The following is a 16,955-nucleotide window of genomic DNA, read 5'->3' as shown; positions in this document are numbered from 1 at the left end:
TGCCTGGCCGAAAGGCCAGGTTGTCCGCCGATTGGAGATCAGGTGAGGTCACCCCAATGTCGTTCGACAACGCCTACGAGGCGCTGACCGCGGCGGAGCCGGAGGGCGAGTCCCGCTGGGCCTTCGGCACCGGCTTCGACGACCCGCTGTCCGGAGTGGACACCACGCTGCCGGAGGGCGTCGACGGCGCCGCGTTCGCCCGGTACTGCCTGATGCTCGGCGACGACGCGCTGATCGCCTCGCAGCGGCTGACCGAGTGGGTCACCCACGCGCCGGAGCTGGAGGACGAGCTGGCGCTGGCCAACATCGCGCTCGACCTGCTGGGCCAGGCGCGGCTGCTGCTGTCCCGCGCCGGGCAGGCCGACGGCAGCGGGCGCGACGAGGACGAGCTGGCGTACTTCCGCGACGAGCGGGAGTTCCGCAGCGTGCGGCTGGTCGAGCCGCCGAACGGCGACTTCGCGCAGACCATCGCCCGGCTGCTGGTGTTCGCGACGTGGCGGCTGGCGCTGTTCGCCCGGCTCGCCGAGTCCCGCGACCCGGTGCTGGCGGCGATCGCGGCCAAGGGCGTCAAGGAGCTGGCCTACCACCGCGAGTACGCGGCGCAGTGGGCGGTCCGGCTCGGCGACGGCACCGAGGTGTCGCACGCGCGGATGCAACAAGGGCTCGACGGTGTGTGGCCGCTGGTCGACGAGCTCTTCGCGCCGAACGCGACCGACCGGGAGATGGTCGCGGCCGGTGTCGGCACCGATCCGGCGCAGGCGCGAGCCGAGTTCGACGACGTCCTGGACCAGGTCATCGCCGCGGCCACCCTGCGGCGACCCGATGCGTCGGCGCTGGCCGGGGTTGCCGGGCGGACCGGCCGGGACGGCGTCCACACCGAGCACCTGGGCTTCCTGCTGGCCGAGCTGCAGAGCCTGGCCCGAGCGCACCCGGAGGCGACGTGGTGACGAGCACGAAGCCGGACCTCCGGCACGCCCGCGCGGTCGCCGAGTCGGTCACCGACCCGGAGCTGCCGGTGCTGACGCTGGCCGACCTCGGGGTCCTGCGCGACGTCGAGATGACCGGGGACGGGACGGTGGTCGTGTCGATCACGCCCACCTACTCCGGCTGCCCGGCGATGCGCGAGATGCGCGCGGATCTCAGCCACCGGCTGCGCGAAGCCGGCTTCGCCGACGTCGAGGTGCGCACGGTGCTGGACCCGCCGTGGACCACCGACTGGATCAGCCCGGCCGGCCGGCGGAAGCTGGCCGACTACGGCATCGCCCCGCCGGGCGCCGCCCCGCAGCGCTCGCCCGGCCCGGTGCCGCTGACGCTGACGGCGCCGCGCGCCCAGGTCCGCTGCCCGCAGTGCGGTTCGCCGGACACCGAGCAGGTCTCGCAGTTCGGCGCGACGGCGTGCAAGGCGCTGCGCCGGTGCCGCTCGTGCCGCGAACCCTTCGAGCACATCAAGGAGATCTGACGTGGTCCGTCCCGCCCCCGTCGACGCGCCCGCCCCGGCCGCCACCGAGCGTCCCGGCCGCCGTCGCACGACCTTCCACCCGCTGCGGGTCAGCCACGTGGAGCGGCTGTGCGAGGACGCGGTCGCGGTCAGCTTCGACGTCCCGCCGGAGCTCGCCGAGGAGTTCGCCTTCCGGCCGGGCCAGTCGCTGACGCTGCGCCGCCGGGTGGACGGCCGCGAGGAGCGCCGGTCGTACTCGATCTGCGCCCCGCACGGCGCGGCGCCGCGGATCGGCGTGCGCCACGTGCCGGGCGGGCTGTTCTCCAGCTGGCTGGTGCAGGAGGTGCGGCCCGGCGACGAGATCGAGGTACTCCCGCCGGTCGGCGGCTTCACCCCGGACCTGACCGCGCATGAGCGGCATGTGTGCGTCGCCGCCGGATCGGGCATCACGCCCGTGCTGTCCATCGCCGCGTCGGTGCTGCGCGAGACGGACGCGACCGTGACGCTGCTCTACGGGAACCGGCGCAGCGACACGGTGATGTTCGCCGACGAGCTCGCCGACCTGAAGGACCGCTACCCGGCGCGGCTGGAGCTGGTGCACGTGCTTTCGCGGGAGCCGCGGGAGTCGGAGCTGTTCACCGGCCGGCTGGACGCGGCGAAGATCCGGGCACTGCTGTCCACAGTGGTCGATGCCGGTTCGGTGGACCAGTGGTGGCTGTGCGGGCCGTACGGCATGGTCAGCGACGCCCAGGACGTGCTGCGCGAATGCGGCGTCGCCACCGGGCAGATCCACCAGGAGCTGTTCTACGTCGAGGACGTCCCGCCGGAGCCGGCGCGCCACGAGGAGCCGGTGGTCGAGGGCCCGACCAGCGAGGTCACGGTGGTGCTCGACGGCCGGTCGACGCCGATGTCGCTGCCCCGCGACGTCCCGGTCCTGGACGCGGCCCAGCGTGTCCGCCCCGACCTGCCGTTCGCGTGCAAGGGCGGCGTCTGCGGCACCTGCCGTGCGAAGGTCACGTGCGGGGAGGTCCGGATGCGCCGCAACTTCGCCCTGGAGGAATCCGAGGTGGCGGAGGGCTTCGTCCTGACCTGCCAGTCGCTGCCGACCACCGACGAGGTCACGGTCGACTTCGACGCCTGACGGCTAGCCCTGCAGGGCCAGGCGGATCTCCTCTGCCGCGCGCCGCCCGGATTCCACCGCGCCGTCGAAGTAGCCGTTCCACCGCACCGCGGTTTCGGTGCACGCCCAGTGCAGCGCCCCGACGGGCTTGCGCAGCGCCGCCCCGAACGCGGTCCAGCCGCCCGGGATGAAGTGCCCGGAGAAGCAGCCGCGGGTCCACTCCTCGGCGAGCCAGTCGAATTCGACGAGTTCGTCGGGGTGCAGCGCTCGGCTGCCGAAGAGGTCTCCGAGCTGGCCCAGGACGAGCCGGCGACGTTCTTCCGGGGCGCATCGACGCAGCATGATGGCCTCGTCGCCGTAGGCGAAGGCGGTCAGCACGGCCCTGGGCGCACCCGGCGGCGTGTTGTCCACCGTCTCGGTGAGCACGCCGGTGGTCGACCGGGCCACCCCGGACAGGCCGTCGGCGCGCCAGAACGGCTCCGGGTAGACGGCGTGGACCTTCATCGCCGTTCCCGCGGGCATCCGCTGGAACACGCCCTCGTGCAGCGCGGGCAGCGGCGGGTCGTACTGGATGCGGCCCGCGAGCATCGGCGGAACCGCGATGACGACGCGCGAGGCCCAATGCTCGCCGAGGCGGGTGACCAGGCGCGCGCCCGAACCGTCGTGCTCGATGCGCAGGACCGGGTCGCTGAGGTGCACCGTTCCCGCGGGCAGGTCGGACGCCATGCAGTTCGCGATCTGCTGCGCGCCACCGACGATCCGCGTGTCCTGCGCTCCGCCGCCGTAGCCCAGCAGCGGCTCCACGCCACCGGCGCTGGCGATGTAGAACATCGTCTCCAGCACGGACGTTTCCGAGGCGCTGCCTGCGAGCAGCCCTCCGGAGATGACGCGGTCGACGAACTTGGCCGCCACGTCCGAGCAACCGGAGTCGGCGAGCCAGGATGCGAACGTCCGGCTGTCCCATTCCGCTGCCTGCGGAGCGGACCACGGCTGCTCCACCGGGATCTGCTTGGCCATGGAGTCGATCTCGGCGAAGACGTCGAGGACCTCCTGCGGGGAGTCGCCGAGCCGTTGGCCGCCGTAGTCGACGATCATCGCGCCGTGCCCCGGGGTGGGGTAGGTCTCGATGCCGTAGCGGCGCACGAGCTCGACCATGTTCAGCTGCGTCGGGCCGATCCACTGCCCGCCGAGGTCGAGCTGCGTGCCGTCCGGCAGGTACCGCGTGAACACCCGGCCACCGACGCGCGACCGCGCCTCCAGGACCCGCACGGTCAGCCCCGCGCGCAGGAGCTCGTGCGCGGCGGCCAGCCCCGCGAAGCCGGCACCCACGACGACCGCGTCGTAATGCCCGAACCGTGCCATGTCCCAGCCCTTCCGCTGCCGAATCCGCGTCGCCCCGCTTCGCGCTCGGGCGGGGCGGTCACCGGCACGAGTTTCAGCGGCGCCCCAGGGCCGGGCAACTCGAAGCGGACCTCCTCGACGGATCGTCCACTGTGGTCAGGAGGCCTTGCGGGAACGGCGTCCTTCGGTGCCGGTGGGTTTCCGGGTGGCCGCGGCCACCGCCTCTTCGAGTTCGGCGCGCTTCATCTTGGAGCGGCCCTTGATGCCCAGCTGCTTCGCCCGGTCGTCGAGCTCGGCCTTGTTCAGCTCCGACAGGTCCTCCTCCGCCCGCGCGGGCTTGCGGCCCTTCCGGGCCTCGTCGACGCTGCGCCGCAATGCCTCGGTGAGGTCGATGACATCCGTCGGCTTCGGCGGCTCCTCCGCCGCCGTCACCTCGCCGCCGTGCGCCTTCTCCGCCAGCAGCTCCTCGACCTTCGCGGTGTAGGTGTCCTCGTACTGCTCCGGTTCCCACGGCCCGCTCATCGACTCGATGATCGTGGTCGCCATCTGCAGTTCCTTCTCCGACGGTTTCGCCTGCTCGCCCTCGTCGCCGATCAGCTCGCCCGGGTCGCGGACCTCGTCGGCGAAGAAGAGGGTGTTCAGCGCCAGCACGGTGTCGTCGGCGCGCACCGCGGTGAGGTACTGCTTGCCGCGCAGCACGAAGGTCGCGATCCCGGCCTGGCTGGTCTCGTGCATCGCCCGGCGCAGCAGGTTGTACGGCCGGTAGTGCTCCTTGCTGTTGGGGGCCAGCCAGTAGGTCTTCTGGAAGTGCACCGGGTCGATCTCGGTGAGGTCGACGAACGTGGTGATATCGATGGTGCGGGAGCGACCGGGGGCGATCTCGTCGAGTTCGGACTGCTCCACGGTGATGACCCCGCCGTCGAACTCGCGGCCCTTGACGATGTCGTTGAAGCCGACTTCCTCGCCGGTCCGCTCGTTGACGCGCTTGTAGCGGATCCGGTCGGCGGTCCCCCGCTCGTACTGGTGGAACTGGATGGTGTGGTCCTCGGTCGCGGCGTAGAGCCCGACCGGGATGGTGACGAGGCCGAAGTTGATGGAGCCGGTCCAGATCTTCCGCGGCATGGTTGCCTCCCATCGCCCCGGCGCCCGAGCGCCGCCGGTGTTCACCATGCGGTGATGGGCGCAAGATCGCAGAAGTCCTGCTCATCGCCGTGGCGTCGGGTTGCCCTCGGTATTTCCCGGGGCCGGGGGTGGGGAAACAACGCGGTGGGTGCCGTCGGCCTGCCGTTGCGTCCGGCCGCGGCGAGCGAGCAGTTCCAGCAAGGGAACCGCAACGCGGCGCGATGTGTCCAGCGCCTGCCTGGCCTGGCTGAGCGTGAACGGCTCGGGTAGCCGCGCCAGCCGTGCCACGGCGGCCTCGTCGGCGCCCGGCAGGAGCACCAGGCCGGGAGCCAGGCGCAGTAGTGCGCCGGCGTGCGCCGCTGCGGCGAGTTCCTTCTCGCCGAGGCCCAGTTCAGAGAGTTCGCCGGCGGTCGGGGCTTGGAACGGGTGGTCGACGAGCGCGCTCCGGATCGTCTCCACCGCGCGCTGCACGTGCTCGGGCAACCGGCTCCGGCCCTTGTGCAATCGCCCTTCGCGCAGAGCGATCCCGGCTGCTCGGGCGATCGGGGGCAACAGGTCCGGATCGGGCAGGTCGAGGGCGCGGCGGGCGGCTTCGGCGGGCATGCCGTCGTCCAGCGGGTGCGTCTCGTGGTGCCGTGCCAGCAGGCCGTCGAGGCGGCTGGCGAGTTCGTCGCGGTGCTCCTCGTCCAGCAGCCAAGGCCCGGGACCGGGCGGGGTGGTGCCCATCGCGCGCAGATCGTCGGCGCGGGCCAGGCGGCGGCGTCGTAGCTCGGCCGCGCCGTCCGGGCGGCCGTCCATGGTGTCCAGTTCGGCCGCCCGCGCGCGGGCCGCTCCGCGCCTGGTCAACCGCGGCGGGCGGACGTCGAGCACCACGAGTCCGCCGCAGATGCACCGGTTTCCCGGATCGCGCAGCAGGGCGCGGTCGCCGATGCGGAGGGGCAGCGGGGTCCGCAACGTCAGCCGCGCCGTGTCATGGCCGAGCGGCCGGACGCGAGCCCCGACCGCCGCCGCGCCGATGTGCAGCACCAGGTCGCGGGGGAGACGTGGTTCCGCTCCGGTGCCGGCGGAAGCAGGCGAGGCCGCCCGGTGGAGCCGGACGTCGAGGACGTCGGTTGTCAGCCACCGGTCCGGGGTCAGCAGCGCGTCGCCGCGCCGCACCTGGTCGAGGTTCACGCCGCGGAGGTTGACCGCCACTCGCGCGACGGCGCCGACCTGGTGTTCGGATGAGCCGAGCGCCTGCAGGCCCCGGACCGTCGCTTCCACACCGGCGGGATGCAGCCGGAGCCGGGCATCTTCGCGGAGGGTTCCCGCCGGGAGGGTGCCGGTCACGACCGTTCCGGCGCCGCGGATGGTGAACGCGCGGTCCACCCAGAGCCGCACATCGGCATCCGGGTCGGCCGCGGGGAGCCGGTGGACGAGCTCGTCGAGCTGGTGCCGCAGCTCGCCCAGACCGGCACCAGTGCGGCCGCTGACGTGCACGGCGGGGATGCCGGCGAGCGACGTGCCGCGCAGCCGTTCGCGGGCCTGCTCGGTGGCTGGGCCGGGATCGGCCAGGTCGCAGCGGGTGACGGCGAGCAGGCCGTGCCGGACGCCGAGCGCGGTCAGGGCGTCCAGGTGCTCGCCGGACTGCGGCATCCAGCCCTCGTCGGCGGCGACGACGAACAGCACCGCGGGCACCGGCCCGACCCCGGCCAGCATGTTCGGCACGAACCGCTCGTGGCCGGGCACATCGACGAAGGCCGCGGTGCAGCCGTCCGGCAGCCGGGTCCACGCGAACCCGAGGTCGATCGTCAGGCCCCGGCGGCGCTCCTCCGCCCACCGGTCCGGCTCCATCCCCGTCAGCTCGCGGATCAGCGTGGACTTGCCGTGGTCCACGTGCCCTGCGGTGGCGATGACGTGCATCAGGCCACCGCCAGCACCGCGCGATGCAGCGGTTCGTCGTGTTCGGGGGCCAGCGCGGCCAGGTCGAGCAGGCAGTGGTCGCGTTCGATGCGGGCGAGGACGGGAGGGTGTCCTTCGCGCAGGAGTTTCGCGAAGCGATCGGGGAGAGCGACGGCCGCGCTGGGCAGCGTGACGCCGGGGGCTCCGCCGCCGCCGACGGTCGCCTCGCTGTGCTGAGCCGAGGCCGGGACACCGGCGGCGCTCAGCAGATCCGCGAGCCGTTCGGCCCGGCGCAACAGGTCGGCTCGGTCCTGCCGGAGCCGCTGCGCTGTCGGCGTGCTCGGACCCCGGACGGTGGCCTCCAGCGCGGCGAGGGTGAGCTTGTCGACGCGCAGCGCACGCGCCAGCGGATGCCGCCGGAGGCGGTGCACGATCTCGGCCCCGCCCAGCAGTAGTCCGGCCTGCGGGCCGCCGAGGAGCTTGTCGCCGCTGGCGATGACCAGATCCGCGCCGTCGGAAAGCGCCGTGGTCGCATCGGGTTCCCGCGGCAGGGCGGGATGCGGGTGCAGCAAGCCCGACCCGATGTCGGCGACCACGGGCACCCCGAGTTCGCGCAGCGCGGCCACCGGCACGGACGAGGTGAAACCGGTGATCACGAAGTTCGACGGGTGCACCTTGAGGACGAAGCCGGTGTCCGCTCCGAGCGCCGCTCGGTAGTCGTCGAGCCGGACCCGGTTGGTGGTGCCGACCTCGCGCAGCCGGGCTCCGGTGGCGGTGAGCAGTTCGGGGATGCGGAACCCGTCGCCGATCTCGACCATTTCGCCGCGTGCCAACACGATTTCGCGGCCCTGCGCGAGCGCGGTCGCGGTCAGGGCGACCGCTGCGGCGCCGTTGTTGACCACGTGCGCGGCTTCGGCGCGCGGCACGGCTGCCAGCAGCGCGGCGATGGCGGCCGCGCCGCGCGGGCCGCGCCGGCCGGTGTGCAGGTCGAGTTCGACGTCCGTGGTCCCGGCGGCCTGTTGCAGGGCGTGGATCGCCGCGTCCGACAGCGGCGCGCGGCCGAGGTTGGTGTGCAGCAGGACGCCGGTCGCGTTGAGCACCGGCCGGATGCTCGACGCGGATTCCGGTAGCGCGGCAAGGGTTTCCGCGACGACCCGGTCGGGCGCGATCTCGCCGCTGCGGGCGCGTTCCTGCGCCGCGTGCACGGCCTGCTTGACCAGCCGGTGGCCCAGCCGCCCTTCCGCAGCGGCCACCTCGGGATCGGCCAGCACCCGGTCGGTGCCCGGCACCAGCTGCCGCGGATCGACCATGCCCCGGACTATAGAGCCTGTTTCGGATGCGGCTGTGCGGAAATGAGGCACGTCCGGACTTCTGCCCTGGACGCGGCGAAGCCGCCGGGGGCGCGGGTTGGCGATTTCGCGCGAAATCGCCAACCGGTAGGCGTGGGGAACGCCGATTTCGCGCGAAATCGGCGCGCCGGCCGAGCGCCGGAACAAGTCGACTGTGACAATGACTGTTGACAAGGTCTGTACTCTGCGGGGTATGGCTCGCACGCCGCGCGAAGCGGATTCCGGCAGGTGGATCGACACCGGCGATGGGCTGCGGTTGGCCGTGCGGGAGCACGGCGACCCGGCCGCCCCGACGCTGCTCGCGGTGCACGGCTACCCCGACGACCGCTCGATCTGGGACGGCGCGGTGGCGGCGCTGTCCAAGCGGTACCGGGTGGTCACCTACGACGTGCGCGGGGCGGGGGAGTCCGACAAGCCCCGCGGCACCGACGCCTACCTGCTGGACCGGCTCGCCGACGACCTGCGCCGCGTCGCCGACGCGGTGAGCCCGGACCGGCCGGTGCACCTGCTGGCCCACGACTGGGGCTCGGTCCAGGCCTGGCATGCGGTCACCGATCCGCGGCTGGCCCACCGGTTCGCCTCGTTCACGTCGATCTCCGGGCCCTGCCTGGACCACGTGGGCCGCTGGATGCGGGCCAAGCTGCACCGGCCCACGCCGCGCGGGCTGCGCGACCTGGTCGCGCAGCTGATCTTCTCCGGCTACATCGGCTTCTTCCAGCTCCCGGTCCTGCCCGAGCTGGCGTGGCGGACCGGGGCGCTGCCCAAGCTGATCGGTGCGCTGGAGCGGCTCGATCCCCGCACGGCGGCGAACCCGACGCGCCCCGCGCTGTCCGACGGCCTGCACGGCTTGCAGCTGTACCGGGCGAACATGCGGTCCCGGCTGGGCAAACCGGGGGAGCGCCGCGCCGAGATCCCGGTGCAGGTCCTCGCGCCCGGTGGCGATCCGTTCGTGTCGACACCCCTGCAGACCGGAATCGCGCCGTGGGTGCCGAACCTGCGGGTGCGCCGGCTGCCGGGCGGCCACTGGCTGCCGCGAAGCCGGCCGGAGCTCGTCGCGCGGTGCGCCGCGGAACTCGTCGACCACGTCGAAGGCGGCGCGGAGCCGCGAGCCCTGCGGGCCGCCCGGATCCGCCCGGGGCGCCACCACTTCCAGGACCGGCTGGTGGTGATCACCGGCGCGGGCGGCGGGATCGGCCGGGCGACGGCGCTGGCCTTCGCCGCGCAAGGCGCGCACGTGGTCACCGCCGACATCGACGAGGCCGCCGCCAAGGCCACCGCGGAGCTGGTCGCGCGCACCGGCGCGGGCGCCACCTCCTACCGCGTCGACGTGGCCGACCAGGCGGGCATGGAGAGCTTCGCCGAGCACGTGCACGCCGAACTCGGCACCCCGGACGTGGTGGTGAACAATGCGGGCATCGGCGTCGCCGGGTCCTTCGTGGACACCGAGGTGGCGGACTGGGAACGTGTCATCGACATCAACCTGTGGGGCGTCATCCACGGTTGCCGGCTGTTCGCCGGGCAGATGATCGACCGCGGCGAGGGCGGGCGGATCGTCAACGTCGCCTCCGCCGCCGCGTACCTGCCGTCGAAGCTGCTCCCGGCCTACAGCACCACGAAGGCGGCGGTGCTGGCGCTCAGCGAATGCCTGCGCGCCGAGCTGGCCGCCGACGGGATCAAGGTGACCGCGATCTGCCCCGGGCTGATCAACACCGGGATCACCGGCAGCACCCGGTTCGTCGGCGTCGCCGACGCCGAGCAGGACCGGCTCCGCCGCGCGGCCAAGCAGCTCTACCAGCGGCGGAACTTCACTCCCGAGCGAGCCGCCGCGGAGATCTTGCGCGCGGTCCGGCGCGACGCCGCGGTCGCGCCGATCACCGCCGAAGCCAAGGTCGGCCTGGTGCTGTCCCGCCTGACCCCCGGGCTGCTGCGCGCGGCGGCCCGGGCCGACCTGACGCCCCGCTGATTCGAGGAGGCCGGAGATGTCGCAGATCGATCCAGGGGAGCCGGACCGCGTCGCGTTGCAGGCCCGCGATGTCGCCTTCGACTGGGCCCAGCTGCCGATGCACTGGATTCCCGGTGAGCCGTTCGCCACCCACATGATCAACTTCCTGCACCTGGTGCTGCCGGAGGGCGAGCGCTGGTTCGTGGAGGTCTTCAAGCAGGCGATGCCGCTGATCAAGGACGACCGGCTGCTGGAGGACGTCCGCGGCTTCGTCGGCCAGGAGGCGATGCACGCCGAGTCGCACCAGGGCGTGCTGGACCACTTCGACGCGCACGGCCTGGACACCCGGCCCTACGTCGCGCAGGTCGGCTGGATGTTCCGCAAGATCCTCGGCGACCGGCCGCACACCGGCAAGCGCGCCGAGTCGTGGCTGGTGCAGCGGCTGGCGATGATCGCGGCGATCGAGCACTACACGGCGTTCCTCGGCCAGTGGGTGCTGGACGCGGCGGAGCTCGACGCCGCAGGCGCCGACCCGACGATGCTCGACCTGCTGCGCTGGCACGGTGCCGAGGAGGTCGAGCACCGGTCGGTCGCCTACGACCTCTACATGCACGTCGACGGCGGCTACCTGCAACGCTGCCGGACGATGGCGATCGCGATCACGGTGCTGGCCATCCTGTGGGCGCGAGGTGTCCGCTACCTGATGGCGCACGACCCGGTGCTGCGCGGCCGCCGCAAGCCGCGCTTCCGCGACATGTTGCGCACCGGGCGCCTCGGGCTGACGCCCGGCTACTGGCAGATGCTGAAGGCGATCCCGCCCTACTTCCGCCGTTCCTACCACCCGTCGCAGCACGGTTCGACCAGCCAGGCGGTGGCGTACCTGGCGAAGTCGCCCGCCGCGCAGGCGGCCGAGCACTGATGGCCGAGGTCGATCGCGCCGTGCCGCCGGCGCTCACCCACGCGGGCCCGGACCGGTTCCTCTGGGCGCTCGACAAGCTGACCACCGCCGTGGAATGGCTGCACCGCAACGACCGCCGTGACCACCCGCCGGTCCGGCCGGTGGACCGCGACATCCCGCTGCTGGTGTCGGAGGTGCGCGCCGAAGCGGACGAGGTGATCAGCCTGCGGCTGACGAGCCCGAGCGGCGCGCCGCTGCCGACCTGGCAGCCCGGCGCGCACCTCGACGTCGTGCTGCCCTCCGGCCGCAAGCGGCAGTACTCGCTGTGCGGGGATCCCGGCGAACGCGGGCACTACCGGATCGCGGTCCGGCGGCTGGCCGACGGCGGCGTATCGCGCGAGATCCACGACGAGATCCGCTCCGGCAGCCGGATCGTCGCGCGTGGGCCGCGCAACGCGTTCCCGTTCGTCACTGCGCCGCGCTACCTGTTCATCGCGGGCGGCATCGGCATCACGCCGATCCTGCCGATGGTCCGCACCGCCGCGGCGCGCGGCGCGGACTGGCGGCTGGTCTACACCGGACGGTCGCGCGAGTCGATGCCGTTCCTCGGCGAGCTGACGGCGCTGGACCCGGCGCGCGTCTGGATCCGGCCGGACACCGAGTTCGGCATCCCGGCCTCCGGCGCGGAACTGCTGGAGCACTGCCCGCCCGACGCGGCGGTGTACTGCTGCGGGCCGATCCCGATGATCACCGGCGTGCGGGTCGATCTGCCCGGCAGCGCGGCGGATTCGCTGCACTGGGAGCGGTTCTCGGCGCCGCCGATCGTCGACGGCCGCCCGTTCACCGTCGAGCTGGCCCGCACCGGCGAGACCGTCGAGGTGCCCGCGGACCGGTCGGCGCTGGACGTGATCGGCGAGGTCCTGCCGCAGGTGCCCTACTCCTGCCGCCAGGGCTTCTGCGGCACCTGCCACGTCCGGGTCCTCGCCGGGGAGGTCCACCGCCGGGGCCGGGCCGAGGACGACCGGATGGCGATCTGCACCTCCCGCGCGACGGGCCGGGTCGTGCTCGACCTCTGAACCGATCGCAGCGACGAAAACCACTCTCGGCGGCGCTCCCCGGTGCCGTACGGTCTGAGGCGGAAGATCGATCTTATGGAGAAGCCATGGAGCTCACTGGTCTGGTGGAGATCACGTCGGTCGACGAACTGCGCGAGATCGTCGGCGAGCCGCTGCAGCGCGTCGCGGACAAGGCGCGCCCCGGCCTGCACGAGCTGGACCGGCAGTGGCTCGCGGCCTCGCCGTTCTGCCTGATCGCCACCTCCGCCGCGGACGGCACGTGCGACGTCTCGCCGAAGGGCGACCCGGCCGGGTTCACGCTGGCGCTGGACGACCGGACGATCGCCATCCCGGACCGGCCGGGCAACCGGCGCGTCGACGGCTTCCGCAACGTGCTGTCGAACCCGCACGTCGGCCTGATCTACTTCATCCCCGGCCGCGGCGACACCCTGCGCATCAACGGCCGCGCGCGGCTGGTGCGCGACGCGCCGTTCTTCGACGAGATGGTGGTCAAGGGCCACCGCCCGACGCTGGCGCTGGTGGTGGAGATCGACGAGGTCTTCCACCACTGCTCGAAGGCGTTCCTGCGCTCCGCGCTGTGGAAGTCCGAAACGTGGGAGCCGGACGCCGTGGCCTCCCGCGCGCAGATCGCCAAGTTCCTGGAGCGCCCGGAGGACTCGCTGGCGGAACTGGAGCGCTACTACGGCCCGTCCTACGCCAACGGCCTCTACTGACGGGCCCTCAGCGCGCCGAACCCCGGACCGCCGAACCGACCACGTCGGCGGCCTGGGCCAGGCCACCGGCGGTCTCGTCCAGCACCTGGGCGAGGATCTCGCGCAACGGCGTGCCGCCGGTGCCGACCAGCCAGCTGTGCATGGCCGAGCCGAAGCAGCTCATCAGGGTGATCGAGTAGGCGACCGTGCGCGGGTCGTCGCCGCCGGCGCCCGTCCGCTCCGCGACCAGCGCGGCCATGTCCTCTACCCAGCGCTGCCTGATGAGGTGCAGTTCGTAGTCGCCGGCGTGCTCGAGGCCGTCCAGCAGCTCGGCGCGCATCAGGTGCTGCGCGCGGTCCTGTTCGATGCGTTCGGCCGCGTCCAGCAGCGCCGCGGCCAGCGATCGCATCGGGTGCTCGCCGGCGGGCCGGGCGGCCAGCACTTCGCGCATCCGTTCGGTCTCGCGGCCCGGGTCGCCGAAGAGCACGGCGTCCTTGCTGGGGAAGTGGCGGAAGAACGTGCGCGGGGCGATGTCGGCGGCCTCGGCGATCTGCTCCACCGTGGTGCTGGCGAAGCCCTGCTCGGCGAACAGCTTCAGGGCCGCCGCTTCGATGGCCGCGCGGGTGCGCATGGTCCGGCGATGGCGGCGGTCCTGGGGCCGGGAAGCCGGGTTCTCCGCCGCAGCGGCCGTCATACCTGCCAGATTCGTCCCGGCTCCGGCCCGGGTCAAGCGCGCCGATTACCGATGCGAGCGCTGGGCTTGCATCGCCCGGCCGCCGGGTTTCTCCTGGAACCACGCGTGTGGGGAGAACGGTGATGGCGGAGTGGTTGCGTTGGCCGGTGGTTCGCCAGCTGACCGGGGCGGACCCGCTGGGCAGGGGCCCAGCGGCCCGGTCGCGGCGCACCGATGAGCGGCGGGCACGCACCGAGGACGCCGACGCGGTGGTCCGTTCGGTGTGCCCGTACTGTGCGGTGGGCTGCGGCCAGCGGGTCTTCGTCCAGGACGGCGCCGTAACCCAGATCGAGGGCGATCCCGATTCGCCGATCAGCCGCGGCCGGCTGTGCCCCAAGGGCTCGGCGAGCCGCGAGCTCGTGACCTCGCCGCTGCGGCAGACCAAGGTCCGCTACCGCCGCCCGCACGGCACCGGGTGGGAGGACCTCGACCTCGACACCGCGCTGGACATGATCGCCGACCGGGTGCTGGCCACCCGGGCCGCCACCTGGCAGGACGCCGACGCCGACGGCCGGCCGCTGCGGCGCACGACGGGCATCGCGAGCCTCGGAGGAGCGACCCTCGACAACGAGGAGAACTACCTCATGAAGAAGCTCTACACCGCCCTCGGCGCGATCCAGGTGGAGAACCAGGCCCGCATTTGACACTCCTCCACGGTGCCCGGTCTGGGCACCTCGTTCGGGCGCGGCGGCGCCACCACGTTCCAGCAGGACCTCGCCAACGCCGACTGCGTCCTCATCCAGGGGTCCAACATGGCCGAGGCGCACCCGGTCGGCTTCCAGTGGGTGATGGAGGCGAAGCGGCGCGGTGCCACGATCATCCACGTCGACCCGCGCTTCACCCGCACCTCGGCGCTGGCGCACCGGCACGTCGCGCTGCGCGCGGGCAGCGACATCGCGTTCCTCGGCGCGCTGATCAACCACGTCCTGACCAACGACGCCTACTTCCACGACTACGTCGTGGCCTACACGAACGCCCCGATGATCGTGGGCGAGGATTTCCGCGACACGGAGGACCTCGACGGCGTCTTCTCCGGCTTCGACCCCGAAGCGGGCAGCTACGACACGACGACCTGGCAGTACGAGGGCAGTTCCGCGGTGCCCTCGGTCGGCGGTCACGGCCCGGAGACCGCGGTGCCCACGACGACGCACGGACGCGAGCGCGACGCCAGCCGCCCGGAGCGCACCGGAGCGGGCGGCCCGGTCTACCGCGGTCGCGCCGAGACCGACCCGACGCTGCAGCATCCCCGCTGCGTGTTCCAGCTGCTCAAGCGGCACTACGCGCGCTACACGCCGGAAATGGTGGAGGAGGTGTGCGGGGTTCCGCGTGAGGACTTCGAGTGGGTGGCCGAGCAGCTCGTGGCGAACTCCGGCCGGGACCGCACCACGGCGATCGCCTACGCGGTCGGCTGGACGCACCACACGGTGGGCGTGCAGTACATCCGCGCCGCCTCCATCCTGCAGCTGCTGCTGGGCAACATCGGCCGGCCCGGAGGCGGGATCCTGGCGCTGCGCGGGCACGCCAGCATCCAGGGCTCGACCGACATCCCGACGCTGTTCAACCTGCTGCCCGGCTACATCCCGATGCCGCACGCGCACGCCGACTTCGACCTCGACTCCTTCGTCGCGCCTGACGAGCTCGCGCGCGGCTACTGGGGCAACATGCGGTCCTACCTGGTCAGCCTGCTCAAGGCGTGGTGGGGCGAGCACGCCACGGCCGACAACGACTTCTGCTTCGACCGGCTGCCGCGGCTGACCGGCGACCACGGCACCTTCCAGACCGCGATCGACCAGATCGAGGGGCGCTGCAAGGGCTACTTCGTCGTCGGCGAGAACCCGGCGGTGGGCACGGCGAACGCCCGCCAGCAGCGGATGGGCCTGGCGAACCTGGACTGGCTCGTGGTGCGCGACCTCAACCTGATCGAGACGGCCACCTTCTGGCTGGACGGCCCGGAGATCGAGACCGGCGAGATGCGCACCGAGGACATCGGCACCGAGGTGTTCTTCCTGCCCGCCGCGGCGCACACCGAGAAGGACGGCACCTTCACCAACACCCAGCGGCTGCTGCAGTGGCACCACAAAGCCGTTGAGCCGCAAGCGGATCAGCGCAGCGACCTGTGGTTCTTCTACCACCTGGGGCGACGGCTCCGGGAGAAGCTCGAACCCGGCGCCGAGCGGGACCGGGCACTGCTGGAGCTGACCTGGGATTACCCGGTCGAGGGCGACATCCGCGAGCCGAGCGCGGCGGCCGTGCTGCAGGAGATCAACGGCTTCGACGCCGCCGGCGACCCGCTGTCGTCCTACACCCAGCTGCGCCCGGACGGATCCACCCGCTGCGGTTGCTGGATCTACTGCGGCGTTTTCGCCGACGGGATCAACCAGTCCGCGCGGCGTCGCCCGGGCCGCGAGCAGTCGTGGGTCGCGCCGGAGTGGGGCTGGGCGTGGCCGGCGAACCGGCGGATGCTCTACAACCGGGCATCGGCCGACCCGGACGGCCGGCCGTGGAGCGACCGGAAGGCCTACGTCTGGTGGGACGACGAGCGCGGCGAGTGGACCGGCCACGACATTCCGGACTTCGACCGGGCCAAGCAGCCGGACTACCTGCCCGACCCGGACGCCACCGGGCCCGAGGGCATCGCGGGCACCGAGCCGTTCATCATGCAGAGCGACGGGCGCGGCTGGCTCTACGTCCCGGCCGGGCTGGTCGACGGCCCGCTGCCGGCCCACTACGAGCCGCAGGAGTCGCCGCTGGAAAACCGGATCCACGCCGCCCAGCAGCGGAATCCGGCGCGGCAGGTGTTCTCGCGGCCGGAGAACCGCTACCAGCCCAGCGGCGCCGAACCCGGCAGCGAGGTGTTCCCGTACGTGTTCACCACGTTCCGGCTCACCGAGCACCACACCGCGGGCGGCATGAGCCGGTGGCTGGCGCACCTGTCCGAGCTGGCGCCGGCGATGTTCCTGGAGGTCTCCCCGGCGCTGGCGGCCGAGCGCGGGCTGCGGCACCTGGGCTGGGCGACCGTGATCACCGCCCGCAGCGCCATCGAAGGCCGCGTCCTGGTGACCGCCCGGATGCGGCCGCTGCGCCACGGCGAGCGCACCCTCCACCAGATCGGCATCCCGTGGCACTGGGGGCCGAACGGCCTGACGACAGGCGACGCGGCGAACGAGCTGATCAACGTGGCGCTGGACCCGAACGTGCACATCATGGAGACCAAGGCCGGTGCCTGCGACATCCGGCCGGGCCGCCGCCCGCGCGGCGCGGCGCTGGTCCGCTACGTCGAGGAGTACCGGAGGCGGGCCGGGATCACCGAGCGCACCGGCATGGAGCACGCCGACAGTCCGAGGCGAGGAGGCGAGTGAGCGC

13 protein-coding genes are annotated in these 16,955 nt (G+C 72.8%); 8 read left to right on the top strand and 5 right to left on the bottom strand.

Features of this window, described 5'->3' with window-relative positions; genetic code table 11:
* Positions 1–56: 56 nt before the first annotated feature.
* The 3 genes from paaC to paaE are packed head-to-tail and all read left to right on the top strand — an operon-like array spanning position 57 to position 2,579.
* Positions 57–947 (top strand): 1,2-phenylacetyl-CoA epoxidase subunit PaaC, encoded by an 891-nt coding sequence (gene paaC, locus E1288_RS10260; RefSeq protein WP_132483676.1) that lies wholly within the window; start codon positions 57–59, stop codon positions 945–947.
* Positions 941–1,459, top strand: coding sequence for a 1,2-phenylacetyl-CoA epoxidase subunit PaaD (paaD, locus tag E1288_RS10255; protein ID WP_132483674.1), 519 nt, complete (start codon positions 941–943; stop codon positions 1,457–1,459). Before paaC ends, paaD begins: the two co-directional genes overlap by 7 nt.
* A 1-nt stretch (position 1,460) precedes the next feature.
* A complete protein-coding gene (gene paaE / locus E1288_RS10250) occupies positions 1,461–2,579 on the top strand; it encodes a 1,2-phenylacetyl-CoA epoxidase subunit PaaE (protein ID WP_132483672.1) in 1,119 nt (372 codons plus the stop codon).
* Between the two features lie 3 nt (positions 2,580–2,582).
* Here paaE and E1288_RS10245 read toward each other — a convergent pair whose 3' ends face one another.
* The 4 genes from E1288_RS10245 to selA form a co-directional block, all read right to left on the bottom strand.
* A complete protein-coding gene (locus E1288_RS10245) occupies positions 2,583–3,920 on the bottom strand; it encodes a flavin monoamine oxidase family protein (RefSeq protein ID WP_132483670.1) in 1,338 nt (445 codons plus the stop codon).
* Positions 3,921–4,055: 135 nt separating this feature from the next.
* Positions 4,056–5,021, bottom strand: coding sequence for a non-homologous end joining protein Ku (gene ku / locus E1288_RS10240; protein WP_132483668.1), 966 nt, complete (start codon positions 5,019–5,021; stop codon positions 4,056–4,058).
* 81 nt (positions 5,022–5,102) lie between these two features.
* Positions 5,103–6,923, bottom strand: coding sequence for a selenocysteine-specific translation elongation factor (gene selB / locus E1288_RS10235; RefSeq protein WP_132483666.1), 1,821 nt, complete (start codon positions 6,921–6,923; stop codon positions 5,103–5,105).
* Positions 6,923–8,212, bottom strand: a complete 1,290-nt coding sequence (gene selA, locus E1288_RS10230; RefSeq protein WP_132483664.1) for an L-seryl-tRNA(Sec) selenium transferase — start codon at positions 8,210–8,212, stop codon at positions 6,923–6,925. Before selA ends, selB begins: the two co-directional genes overlap by 1 nt.
* Positions 8,213–8,444: 232 nt before the next feature.
* Here selA and E1288_RS10225 point away from each other — a divergent pair, with 232 nt between their 5' ends.
* The 4 genes from E1288_RS10225 (at position 8,445) to E1288_RS10210 (ending at position 12,880) form a co-directional block, all read left to right on the top strand.
* Positions 8,445–10,214, top strand: a complete 1,770-nt coding sequence (locus tag E1288_RS10225) for an SDR family oxidoreductase (protein ID WP_207954281.1) — start codon at positions 8,445–8,447, stop codon at positions 10,212–10,214.
* Positions 10,215–10,230: 16 nt separating this feature from the next.
* Entirely contained in the window at positions 10,231–11,112 is an 882-nt protein-coding gene (locus E1288_RS10220) for a metal-dependent hydrolase (RefSeq protein WP_132483662.1), read from the top strand.
* Positions 11,112–12,167, top strand: a complete 1,056-nt coding sequence (locus tag E1288_RS10215) for a PDR/VanB family oxidoreductase (protein WP_132483660.1) — start codon at positions 11,112–11,114, stop codon at positions 12,165–12,167. Before E1288_RS10220 ends, E1288_RS10215 begins: the two co-directional genes overlap by 1 nt.
* Before the next feature lie 86 nt (positions 12,168–12,253).
* Positions 12,254–12,880: a pyridoxamine 5'-phosphate oxidase family protein gene (locus E1288_RS10210; protein WP_132483658.1), complete on the top strand. Its 627-nt coding sequence runs from the start codon at positions 12,254–12,256 to the stop codon at positions 12,878–12,880.
* A gap of 7 nt (positions 12,881–12,887) precedes the next feature.
* Here E1288_RS10210 and E1288_RS10205 read toward each other — a convergent pair whose 3' ends face one another.
* A complete protein-coding gene (locus tag E1288_RS10205) occupies positions 12,888–13,553 on the bottom strand; it encodes a TetR/AcrR family transcriptional regulator (protein ID WP_132483656.1) in 666 nt (221 codons plus the stop codon).
* Between the two features lie 122 nt (positions 13,554–13,675).
* On the opposite strand from E1288_RS10205, the gene fdh reads away from it, so the two are divergent.
* Entirely contained in the window at positions 13,676–16,951 is a 3,276-nt protein-coding gene (gene fdh / locus E1288_RS10195) for a formate dehydrogenase (protein ID WP_165968061.1), read from the top strand.
* Positions 16,952–16,955 lie beyond the last annotated feature (4 nt).

The sequence above is a fragment of the Saccharopolyspora elongata genome (genome assembly GCF_004348985.1).
Lineage (GTDB): Bacteria > Actinomycetota > Actinomycetes > Mycobacteriales > Pseudonocardiaceae > Saccharopolyspora > Saccharopolyspora elongata.
This window is presented reverse-complemented; position numbering and strand designations above follow the sequence as displayed.